The 10,126-nt window shown below is 69.9% G+C and carries 10 protein-coding genes; 6 read left to right on the plus strand and 4 right to left on the minus strand.

The window, feature by feature from the left end; all coding sequences use genetic code 11:
* The 3 genes from I55_RS24820 to I55_RS24830 all read right to left on the minus strand — a co-directional run.
* A partial coding sequence (locus I55_RS24820; RefSeq protein WP_044563404.1) for a GTP-binding protein occupies positions 1 to 580 on the minus strand: 580 nt, incomplete at its 3' end.
* Between the two features lie 84 nt (positions 581 to 664).
* On the minus strand, positions 665 to 2,392 hold the full coding sequence (locus I55_RS24825) for a DEAD/DEAH box helicase (protein ID WP_252181306.1): 1,728 nt from the start codon (positions 2,390 to 2,392) through the stop codon (positions 665 to 667).
* Between the two features lie 507 nt (positions 2,393 to 2,899).
* Complete coding sequence (locus I55_RS24830) at positions 2,900 to 4,081, minus strand: serine hydrolase (protein ID WP_049974467.1); 1,182 nt, start codon at positions 4,079 to 4,081, stop codon at positions 2,900 to 2,902.
* 100 nt (positions 4,082 to 4,181) lie between these two features.
* On the opposite strand from I55_RS24830, the gene I55_RS24835 reads away from it, so the two are divergent.
* The 4 genes from I55_RS24835 (at position 4,182) to I55_RS24850 (ending at position 7,380) form a co-directional block, all read left to right on the plus strand.
* Positions 4,182 to 4,688 (plus strand): MarR family winged helix-turn-helix transcriptional regulator, encoded by a 507-nt coding sequence (locus I55_RS24835; protein ID WP_044563409.1) that lies wholly within the window; start codon positions 4,182 to 4,184, stop codon positions 4,686 to 4,688.
* 204 nt (positions 4,689 to 4,892) lie between these two features.
* Positions 4,893 to 6,056 carry a hypothetical protein gene (locus tag I55_RS24840; protein ID WP_044563406.1) on the plus strand — a complete coding sequence of 388 codons (1,164 nt, stop codon included), beginning with the start codon at positions 4,893 to 4,895 and terminating at the stop codon, positions 6,054 to 6,056.
* Between the two features lie 161 nt (positions 6,057 to 6,217).
* Positions 6,218 to 6,661, plus strand: coding sequence for a CidA/LrgA family protein (locus tag I55_RS24845; RefSeq protein ID WP_064742535.1), 444 nt, complete (start codon positions 6,218 to 6,220; stop codon positions 6,659 to 6,661).
* Positions 6,658 to 7,380 carry an LrgB family protein gene (locus tag I55_RS24850; protein WP_044563407.1) on the plus strand — a complete coding sequence of 241 codons (723 nt, stop codon included), beginning with the start codon at positions 6,658 to 6,660 and terminating at the stop codon, positions 7,378 to 7,380. The genes I55_RS24845 and I55_RS24850 overlap by 4 nt, the downstream gene beginning before the upstream one ends.
* A 132-nt stretch (positions 7,381 to 7,512) precedes the next feature.
* On the opposite strand, the gene I55_RS24855 is transcribed toward I55_RS24850, so the two are convergent.
* Positions 7,513 to 8,871 (minus strand): methyltransferase domain-containing protein, encoded by a 1,359-nt coding sequence (locus I55_RS24855; RefSeq protein WP_085940105.1) that lies wholly within the window; start codon positions 8,869 to 8,871, stop codon positions 7,513 to 7,515.
* Between the two features lie 486 nt (positions 8,872 to 9,357).
* On the opposite strand from I55_RS24855, the gene I55_RS24860 reads away from it, so the two are divergent.
* Together I55_RS24860 and I55_RS33475 are read left to right on the plus strand one after the other, a co-directional pair.
* Complete coding sequence (locus I55_RS24860; RefSeq protein ID WP_148293942.1) at positions 9,358 to 9,816, plus strand: hypothetical protein; 459 nt, start codon at positions 9,358 to 9,360, stop codon at positions 9,814 to 9,816.
* Positions 9,758 to 9,997 (plus strand): hypothetical protein, encoded by a 240-nt coding sequence (locus I55_RS33475; RefSeq protein WP_049974470.1) that lies wholly within the window; start codon positions 9,758 to 9,760, stop codon positions 9,995 to 9,997. Before I55_RS24860 ends, I55_RS33475 begins: the two co-directional genes overlap by 59 nt.
* Positions 9,998 to 10,126 lie beyond the last annotated feature (129 nt).

Here is a 10,126-nt window from a genome sequence, read left to right on the forward strand (position 1 = left end):
CGGCGGTCCGCAGGACCAGCCGGTCGCGGATCAGGTCATAGCAGCCGCGGAAGTCGGGGCCGGAGCCGATGGGCCAGGAACCAGGCGTCACCTCCAGCTGCAGGTCGCGCTCCACCTCGTCCATCAGGTCGAAGGGGTCGCGGGCCTCGCGGTCCATCTTGTTGACGAAGGTGATGATGGGCACGTTGCGCAGACGGCAGACCTCGAACAGCTTGCGGGTCTGTGCCTCGATGCCCTTGGCGGCGTCGATGACCATGACCGCGCTGTCCACGGCCGTCAGCGTGCGGTAGGTGTCTTCGGAAAAGTCCTCGTGGCCTGGGGTGTCCACCAGGTTGAAGGTGCGGTCGGCATAATCGAAGTTCATCACCGACGCGGTGACGGAGATGCCGCGTTCCCGCTCCACCTTCATCCAGTCCGACCGGGCGCGCCGCTGCTCGCCGCGCGCCTTCACAGCACCCGCCATCTGAATGGCGCCGCCGAACAGCAGCAGCTTTTCCGTCAGCGTGGTCTTGCCGGCGTCGGGGTGCGCGATGATCGCGAAGGTCCGACGGTTATGGACTTCCTGGGGGAGCGCGCTCATGGGACCTGGGACTTATCTCTAAGGCTTGCAAAGGCGAAAACGGGGCCGCCCGGTGAGGGACGGCCCCGTCATCAAACGCGGGACTTAATTGGCGGAAGAACGCGGGCGGCGCAAGCCCCCCGCCCCATTGTCCCCCTGCACCCGGGCCGGACGGGGGCTGCCATGGCCGCCGCCGTTGTTCTGGCCCCGGTGGCCGTCGCGGGCCGGCTTGGCGCCGTCCAGCGGGTGGTAGCCGCCGCCGTTGCCCTGATGAGCACCGTGATGAGCACCGTGCCCGCCATGACCGGCGCCATGGGCACGGGCCGGCCGATCCTGGCGATGCTGGCCTTCAGCGCGGTGCTGGCCTTCGCCACGCGGGCCGCCGAACTTCTTGAACCCGCCTTCCGGACGGTCGCCTCGCTCCGGACGCGGGCCGTCAGCGCGGAAGCCGCCCTCGGAGCGATTGCCGCCGCCGAAGCCGCCACCCTGCTTGAAACCACCCTGCTTGAACCCGCCGCCATGACCACCAAACGACTTGCGCGGACGGCCGCCGGGGGCGCCACCGGGACCACCGGCCGGACGCTTGGGCATCTCACGCGGCTCCAGGCCCGGGATGACATGTTCGATGGCACGGGTCTGGGTGTAGCCCTCGATGCCGCGCACCAGACCCCATTCATGACGGGTGTACAGGCTGAAGGCGTTGCCGGTGTTGCCGGCGCGGCCGGTGCGGCCGATGCGGTGCACATAATCCTCGGCCTGGCGCGGCAGGTCGAAGTTGATGACGTGGGTCACGTCCGGCACGTCGATGCCGCGGGCGGCCACGTCGGTGGCCACCAGCAGACGGACGCGGCCGCTGCGCAGGGCCTGGACGGTGCGGTTGCGTTCCTGCTGGCGCATGTCGCCGTGCAGGGGGGCGGCGGCATAGCCGGCCTCGGACAGGCTGTCGGCCAGTCGATCGGCGTCGCGCTTGGTGGCGGCGAAGACGATGCCCTTGTTCATGGACGGGTCAGCCACCAGGTGGGCCAGCAGCTTTTCCTTGTGCTCCAGGCCATCGGCGCGCAGGAAGCGCTGCTCGATGGCGCTGACGTTGACACTGCCACCGGCCACGTCAACACGCTCCGGGTTCTTCAGCAGGTTGCCGGCCAGGCGCACCATGGCCTTGTCCACCGTGGCGGTGAACAGCAGCGTCTGGCGGTTTTCCGGGCAGGCGTTGGCGATCATCTCCACGGGCTCCAGGAAGCCCATGTCCAGCATGCGGTCGGCCTCGTCCAGCACCAGCATCTCGACGGTGGACAGATCCAGGCGGCCGCGCTCCAGATGGTCGATCAGGCGGCCGGGGGTGGCGACCACCAGGTCGACCCGGCGGCGCAGCATCTCCAGCTGCTGGCGATAGGGCATACCGCCCAGGATGGCCAGGGTGTGGATGCGGCTGTACTTGGAATAGCCGCGGACGGCGTCCATCACCTGGGTCGCCAGTTCGCGGGTGGGTGTCAGCACCAGCAAGCGGGGGCCGAAGGTCTGCAGGCCATCCGCGCTCAGCGGGCGCGGCGTGGTGGCCATGCGGTGCAGCGCCGGCAGCACGAAGGCCGCGGTCTTGCCGGTGCCGGTGTTGGCGGACGCGATCAGGTCGCGGCCTTCCAGGGCGACGGGGATGGCGCGCTCCTGGATGGGGGTGGGGTACTGATAGCCGACTTCTTCCAGCGCCTTGGTCAGGGCTGGGGCCAGGCCCAGGTCGGCGAAGGTGGCGCGGCCGTCATTGGCGGCGTCGATCTCGACGGTATCGAGGATTTCGGTTTCGGTCACTTCGGTTTCAGCGGAAACGGGCAAATCCAAGGGACTTTCCTTCACGGTATAAAACAGCGCCGCGCCCTTCCCGCCCGGGAAAGGCACGCGAACAACCAAGCCGGAACCGCGCCCCGCCGAACAAGCGGCGGGCGGCACCGGCCAACGAAAGAGCGGCGCAACGTCGGAACGTGTGGAAAGCCAGACCCATCCGGCAATCACAACCCCGATAGAAGCGGGGCTATGGAAACGGCGCAGCCCTCGAGTCCTGCAACGCGGAGACGAACGGTATGCTGCGCCAGGGGCCCCTCGGCCACTCAGGCGATGCGGACCATACGGGGACCGCCCGCAAAAGCCAAGGATTCCATTATATGCCGCAACGCAACGCAGCGTGGCGCCAGACGCGGGGAGGTAGGCTTTCTCGCCCTCAGGCGCCGGGGTGCGGTCATCCGGCCGCTTGGGCTTTCCTCGCTTTCCAATCCGCCTTCGGCTCCCCGGAAAGCTCCGGCGACCGCAGTCGCGGCCTAGCGGCATGAGGCTTGCCTCATGCCGCCGCCATCACGCCCCCTCACGCAGCAGCAGGGCCGCCACCTTTTTCACCGCCGCCTTGGCGGCGTCGCTGGCGGTAGCGTTGGTGAGGATGGTGACGCCCTGCCGCCGCTCCGGATTCAAATAGGCGACGGTGAAGATGCCTTCCGCCCCGCCCCAGTGCTCCCAGCGGTCGGTGCCGTCCAGCGGCCCCATCATCCACCCAAGGCCCTGGCCCGTCAGCCAGCCGGGCAGATGAGGCGCCGGCTGGGGCGTCAGCATCCGCCCCAGCACGCCGGAGGGCAGGATGCGCACGCCCTCGGCCTCGCCATCGTTGGCGCAGGCCGCGACGTAGCGGGTGAAGTCGGCGATGGAAGACTGCAGCATGCCCGCGGCCCAATCGGGGAAGCCCATGGCGGCCACCGGACGGGGCTTGCCATCAACCCAGTCGTAGGGCGTGGCGGCCAGTGCCGCCGGCACCTCCCCCAGCGTCCAATAGCTGTGGCGCATGCCCAGTGGCACCATGAGGAACTGGCGCAGCGCCATGCGCGCGTCGAAGCCGCCGATGCGGCCGGCCAGATAGCCCAGGACCGCAAAGCCGACATTGCTGTAGTCCCAGGCGGCACCGGGGCCGGCGGCGGCGTAGCAGCCCTCCGCGTCATAATAGGCGCCGCCGGGCACCAGGTAGCCCACCAGCATGTCGCGCAGCGACAGCGGCGTATCCCCGCCCCGGTGGCGGAAGTCCACGGCGTAGTACTTCTCATCCGAAATACCGGAGGTGTGGGTCAGCAAGTGGCGGAAAGTGATCGCGGCGGCAGGCTGGTGCGGGTTGACCAGGGGGAAGTCCAGATACGGCGCCACCGGGTCGTCCAGCCGCAGCCGCCCCTCCCCCTCCAGCCGCAGGATGGCCGCCGCCGTCAGCGTCTTGGTGATGGAGGCGATGGGGAAGACGGTGTCGATCGTCACCGGCCGGCCGGTGGCCATGTCGGCATGGCCGTAGGTCCGCACAAAGCGCACCCGGCCATCGCGGGCATAGCCCACCGCCGCCCCGGGGATGCCGGCCTCCGCGAAGGCCGCGTGAATGGCGCGCTCCAGCGCGCCTGCCGGCCTCGGGCCCGCCGCTGGGCCGGCAGGCGCCAAGCGGGCGGACAAGGCGCCCGCCCCCATCGCAAGGGCCCCGGCGGCGATCATGTGGCGGCGCGTCAGTTTCATGCTTATCCCCTGCCCTATCCCTGCTTCCATCCTGGACATCCCGTCCCGGCACGGTCATAATCTGTAGGCACCTACATATATGTCAAGAAGGTCTTTGATCATGACGCCATCGGATGGGGAGCCGTTGCCGGAGGACTATTCCCGCCGCCTGGGCGGGGCGGCGCTGGGCGCCCGGCTGCGGCGGCTGTCGGAGGCCATCGACGGCGACGCCACCCGCGCCTATGCCGCCCTGGACGTGACCTTCGAACAGCGCTGGTTCGGCGTGCTGAACCAGCTGTCACTGAACGGCCCGCTGACGGTGGGGGAACTGGCGGCGCGCCTGCGCATCACCCACGTCTCCGTCAGCCAGACCCGGGCCTCGCTGGAGAAGGCCGGCCTGGCCCAGACCACGGCCGACCCCGACGACGCGCGGCGCCGTCGCCTCAGCCTGACGCCGGCGGGACAGGGGCTGGTCAGCCGCCTGCGGCCCCTGTGGCAGGCGCTGGAAGGGGCGGCCCTGGAACTGGATGCGGAGGCGCAGGCCGTGACGGCGGCGCTGGACCGGCTGGAGGACGCGCTGGCCCGCCGGTCGTTGTACCAGCGCGTGCTGGACCGGTTGGAGACATAAGGCCATCGGCATGGGTCTCTTACCCATGCCGCTGTAGGACGCGACCGCGTGCGCCGGAGGTTTCCGGGGAACGCAGTGGACTGGAATCCGAGGATAAGGCAAGGCCACGGTTGTGGCCGTCCACCGTTTGAGGGGCGTGTATAAGACATAAGGTACCGCTTCGCCCTTGCGCCGGCGCCCCGCGCTCGTCCATGGTCCGCCGCCATGAAACGCCGCGCCTCCATCCCCCGACGGCCTGTCCAACCCGCGCTGCTGCTGGGCCCCTTGCTGCTGGCCCGGGGCGGACAGGGCGACCGCTGGCGCATCAGCGCCGTCATCGTCACGGATGGTGAGGATGAACCGCCGGATCTGACGGTCACCGGCGTGGGCCTGCCGGTGCCGCCGCGCTGGCTGGGGAAGCTGCCGCAGGGAAACGGCGCCGCCTGGCGCTATGACTTCGCCGTGCCCCGGGGGGCGCAGGATGGGCGGGCCGACTATGGCTTCCTGGATCTGGGCACGCCCTGGTCCTTCGCCGTGCCCGGCATGGCGGTGCCGCCGCGGCTGGCCCTAGCGGATGCCGCCGGCGGGGTGCCGCCTGGCTCCTCCCTCTTTGGTCCCTCCCTCACTGGCCCCTCCCCCTGGTCGGCCTTGCTGTCCCGCCACCGGGTGCAGCCCTTCCACCTGTTCGTCATCAGCGGCATGGTTCCTCTCGGTCAAACACCTAGGCAGGCCCCAGGGGGCCTGGCGCCGGACGGCGCGCTGACGGGTCCCGCCCAGGCGGAACGCCGCGCCCTGATGGCCAGCGTACCCCACTTGGCGGCCTGGACGGGCCCGGGGAGCAGGCATGCCAAGGCCACCGCATCCCGTACCCTGCACCGCCTGCTGGCCCTCGGTCTGGGGGTCGAGGAAAGGCCGGAGAACGCCTGGGCCGGCGCGAACGACCTGGTGCAGGGCCTGAGCCTGAACCGCCTGGGCGTGCTGGCGCTGGACGCGGCGGCGGCCCCAAACGCGTTGCCGGAACGGCTGGACCGGCTGCGCGGCTGCCGCGCCGTCCTGGTGCTGGCGCGCAGCCCCCGACCGGCCATGACCGGCTGGCGCGCGCACCTGACCCGCCTGCGCCCCGGCGGTGCGGGGGTCGACACCCTGGCGCCGATGCTGGACGACTTCCGGCGTGACAGCGGTATCGACCTGGTGCTGCTGCGCCCAGGCTCCCTGCCGCCAGACGGAGCGCCCGACGCCGAGGCCGAGGCCGCGCGCCACCTGCCCGCCCTGGCGGTGGACGGCCAATGGCTGGAGGCGCGGCTCGGTTCTCGCGGGTTAGACCTTGTGGCGCAGGGGCCGCGCCCTGCGGTGGTGGTCCCCGCCGATCCGGACGCTGGCGGGCGGTAGCCCCGGCAGGCAATAACCATGAATGCGGCGACGGCAGGCCACCCCCGCGCGCCACGCCCGTTGACCCCGGTGGCATAGTCGGGCCAGCCTGCGTGAAACACCCCCATCCACCAATCCCACCGCGTCAGGCGCCTTTGGTTTCACGCCGAAGACCGTCTCACATGCCGGAGTTCGCTATGGTCGGCGCCCTTGCCACACTGGTGGTCTGCCAGCTTATCGGGGAAATCGTGGTGCACGGGCTGCACCTGCCCGTGCCCGGCCCCGTGCTCGGGCTGTTGCTGCTTGTCGGCTGGTTCGCGCTGCGCGGCGGGCCCAGCAAGGAGATGGCCGGCACCGCCGACGGCATCCTCAGCAACCTGTCGCTGCTGTTCGTGCCGGCGGCCGTGGGCATCGTCCAGCATGGCCAGCGCTTCATGACCCAGGGAACGGCCATCGTGCTGGCCCTGTTCGGCAGTTCCGTCCTGACCATCGCCGTCACGGCCTACGCCTTCCTATGGGCCGACCGGCGCTTCGGCGGCAAGGCGCCGGCATCGACCACCGAAAGCGCGGGGCCCGATCCTTTCGATACCGATACGGATGTGGGGAACGCGGGGGGAAAGGCATGATGGGCAAGAACCTGGGCGACATCTGGGTCTACCTGTCGGCCAGCCCCTTGCTGTGGCTGGGCGCCACGCTGGTGGCTTACCTGGCGGGCATGCACATCTACACGCGCACCAACCGCAATCCCTTCGCCAACCCGGTGGCCCTGGCGACCCTGTGCCTGGTCATCCTGCTGCTGGTCACCGACACGCCCTACACCACCTATTTCAACGGGGCGCAGTTCATCCACTTCCTGCTGGGGCCCGCCACCGTGGCGCTGGCCGTGCCGCTATGGCGTCACCGGGCCGACGTGCGGCGCGGCGCCCTGCCCCTGGCCATCGCCATGCTGGCCGGGTCAGCCACGGCGGTGGCGGCGGCCGTGTTCATCGCCAACGTGCTGGGCGCCGACAAGCAGACGGTGCTATCGCTGGCGCCCAAGTCGGTGACCACCCCCATCGCCATGGGCATTTCCGAGCGCATCGGCGGCATCCCGTCGCTGACGGCCGCCATGGTCATGGTGACGGGTATGCTGGGCGCCGTCTTCGGACCGCTGCTGCTGCGCTGGCTGAAAATCCGCGACGACCGGGCCAAGGGCCTGTCCATGGGCATCGCCGCCCACGGCGTCGGCACCGCCATCTCCTATACCATGAGCCCCCTGGCCGGCAGCTTCGCCGGCATCGCCATGGCGCTGAACGGCCTGATCACCGCACTGCTGGTGCCCCTGTTGCTGGCTTTGTTGATGTGAGCCAGCAGCATGAGGACAACCTCATGCTGCTGTAGGATCCAACCGCATCCGCCGGAAGTTTCCGGGGAACGCAGTGGACTGGAAACTGAGGAAGCCAAGCCGATGGATGTCGGCGCCCGGCAACTGAGGGGATTACTTCCTTAAAACAAACAGCAACCCATCCACCGGCCGCCCCTTCTCCCAGCGCGGGGCGACGGAGGCCAGGTGCTCCACGGGCAGGCCCGCCCCGGCAGCAGCCGTCAGCACGTGGTCCTGGGCGTGGGCATAGCGGCGGCTTTCGCGCAGGGCGTAGGCACCCTCGCCCGTCCAGCGCTCCACCGTGGCGGCGAAGCGGCCGCCGGGCTTCAGCGCCTGGGCCACCGCGCGGAAGACAGGCACCAGGTCCCCCAGGTAGACCAGCACATCGGCCGCCAGCACCAGCTCCCAGGCCCCGTCCGCCTCAGCCAGCGCGCCCATCAGGTCGGCGTCCCACAGCCGGTCGTACAGGCCGCGGGCGCGGGCGTGCTCCACCATGCGGGGCGACAGGTCCACGCCGGCCAAGTGGCGCGCCAGCGGTTTCACCGCCACCCCGCCCAGACCGGTGCCGCAGCCAATGTCCAGGATGTCCAGGCCAGACCCCACCCCCACCGCGTCCAGCGCCCGGCGCAACAGGTCCGGCGCCTGGTAGCGCAGCTTCTGGGTCAGGTCCGTGTCGAAGCGGTCGGCATAGCGGTCGAACAGGGCCCTCACATAGGTGGGCGTCAGGTCGGCGCTGCCAGCGGCCATGGCGGCCTCCAGCGTCGCCAGCAGACGAGTGGCCCCGCCCTGGTCCTCCGGATCGGCCTCCAACGCCTGGCGCCAGCAACGGGCCGCCTTCCCCCTCTCCGCCAAGGCCATCCAGGCACGGCCCTGCATCACCAGGCAGGCCGCGCGGGCGGGGTCGGCCGGGTGGGCGTGGGCCAGCAGCGGCTCCAGCAACTCCGCCGCCGCCAGGGGGTCGCCGGCGTCCACCAGCACCTGCGCGATCTCCGCCGCCCCCTCCAGGTCATGGGGCGCCAGGAAGCGGGCCTCGCGCGCATGCGCCAAGGCGGCGTCCTTCTCCCCAAGGCTCAATTGCAGGCGCGCCGCCAGGCGCTGGGCGGCGGCTTCATTCGCCCGACACCCCAGCACGCCCGACACCAGGGCCCAGGCCCCGGCGGTGTCGCCGGCGTCCGCCCGGCAGACGGCCTGCTCCAACGCCCAGGCCGCGCGATCCGGCTCCGCCATGGCGGCGGCGGCGAACTGGGCGGCGGCCTCGTCCAGCCTGCCTTGGCGGCGCAGCAGGGCGCCCAGCGCCCCTGGCGCCTCGGCCACACCCGGCATCAAGGACACAGCCGCGGTCAGCGCCGCCTCGGCCGCGGCCTCGTCCCCCGCGTCCAGGGCGTCATAGGCCTGGGTCATTCGCTGTTCATAGTCGCGGGACAGGTCGGAAGGCATAGGGGGAATCAGTTCCAGGCCAGGGGACGGAGACATCCCTTATGGCCCCTCCATTCCTGGGGGGCAACCCGCGCCGTCGCGCTATTTGTAGAGGGTCCCGCAGTTCACACGGGGGCAACATGACGCACGCTAAAGGCTTGGAATCCCGGGACGGATGGGGCATGGTGCCGCCGTTGATCCGGGGCATGCGTGGCGCCCCTGCCACACTCCGGTCATATTTTTTATTGACCTGCTGCGTTTTGTCTGTAATTGCTATGCGGCCGTTGCATGGATATAGGCCTTACGGACATCCCGCAGCGGCAGATTGACCCATTCGGTTAGGGAGCGGTCACCGCACTAAAGTATCGGTGGCCTGACGACTGCCCCGCCCGCGAGCGGGAATGTGCTTTGGGAAACCAGCACGAACAACGCCAGATGGACATCGCGACACGGGGTCGCCGATGCCAGTGACGCAGATGGAGGACTCTCATGCAGATCGCGCGCCGCCATAGCGACGCCCTTCTAGGCCGGGAGTCTGAATCCGTGTCTAACGGCTCCGTCTCCCGCCTTATGAAGACCACGTTCGCAGGCCTGCTGGTCGGTCTGGGCCTGATGGCCGCCGCCCCTGCCCACGCTGCTTGCCTGGATCATATCCTGCAGGCCGAGAAGGAAGCGGGCGTGCCCTCCGGCCTGCTGCTGGCTGTGGCCCTGGTGGAAAGCGGCCAGTCGATCTCCTCCGAAGCCTATGCCGTGAACGTAAAGGGCACGGTGCACTTCGCCTCCACCCCGAACGCCGCCGCCAAGTATCTGCGCGATCCCAAGGGCAACCTGCGCCAGGAGGCGACCGTCGGCTGCATGCAACTGTCGCTGTCCGACCACAAGGCGGCCTTCCGCCCGGTGGAAAGATCGTCGACCCCAAGAAAACGTGCAGTACGCCGCCAAGATGCTGGCCCGCCTGCGCGCCACCGCCGGCAGCTGGGCCGCCGCCGTGGCCCGCTATAACGGCGGCAGCGGCAAGACGGCCCATGCCTACGCCTGCAAGGTGCGCAGCAATCTGGTCAGTCTGAATTCCGTCAACGCCTCCCTGATCGACGGCAACGGCTGCAACGACGAGGAAAGCACGGCCGTTACCCCGCGCACCCGCCGCGTTTATCAGAGCGCCACGACCGCCCCAGTGGGCTGAGCGCTGGGCTAAGCGCCAGCTTTCCACAGATCACGCTGAACAGGCCGCCCCGAGGGGCGGCCTTTCGCTTTTGGGGGACCGGCGGCAATTGCCGATGACGGGGCTTTGCTGCATCCTCCGCCCCATGAA

Origin of the sequence: Azospirillum sp. B4 (genome assembly GCF_000333275.1) — a bacterium.
In the GTDB taxonomy this organism is placed as follows: domain Bacteria; phylum Pseudomonadota; class Alphaproteobacteria; order Azospirillales; family Azospirillaceae; genus Nitrospirillum.

Coding starts and splice junctions, on each gene's coding strand:
- I55_RS33475 (WP_049974470.1), top strand. CDS start 9,758: ATGCTGGCCCGCCTGCGCGCCACCGCCGGCAGCTGGGCCGCCGCCGTG.
- I55_RS24830 (WP_049974467.1), bottom strand. CDS start 4,081: ATGAAACTGACGCGCCGCCACATGATCGCCGCCGGGGCCCTTGCGATG.
- I55_RS24850 (WP_044563407.1), top strand. CDS start 6,658: ATGATGGGCAAGAACCTGGGCGACATCTGGGTCTACCTGTCGGCCAGC.
- I55_RS24845 (WP_064742535.1), top strand. CDS start 6,218: ATGCCGGAGTTCGCTATGGTCGGCGCCCTTGCCACACTGGTGGTCTGC.
- I55_RS24855 (WP_085940105.1), bottom strand. CDS start 8,871: ATGTCTCCGTCCCCTGGCCTGGAACTGATTCCCCCTATGCCTTCCGAC.
- I55_RS24835 (WP_044563409.1), top strand. CDS start 4,182: ATGACGCCATCGGATGGGGAGCCGTTGCCGGAGGACTATTCCCGCCGC.
- I55_RS24840 (WP_044563406.1), top strand. CDS start 4,893: ATGAAACGCCGCGCCTCCATCCCCCGACGGCCTGTCCAACCCGCGCTG.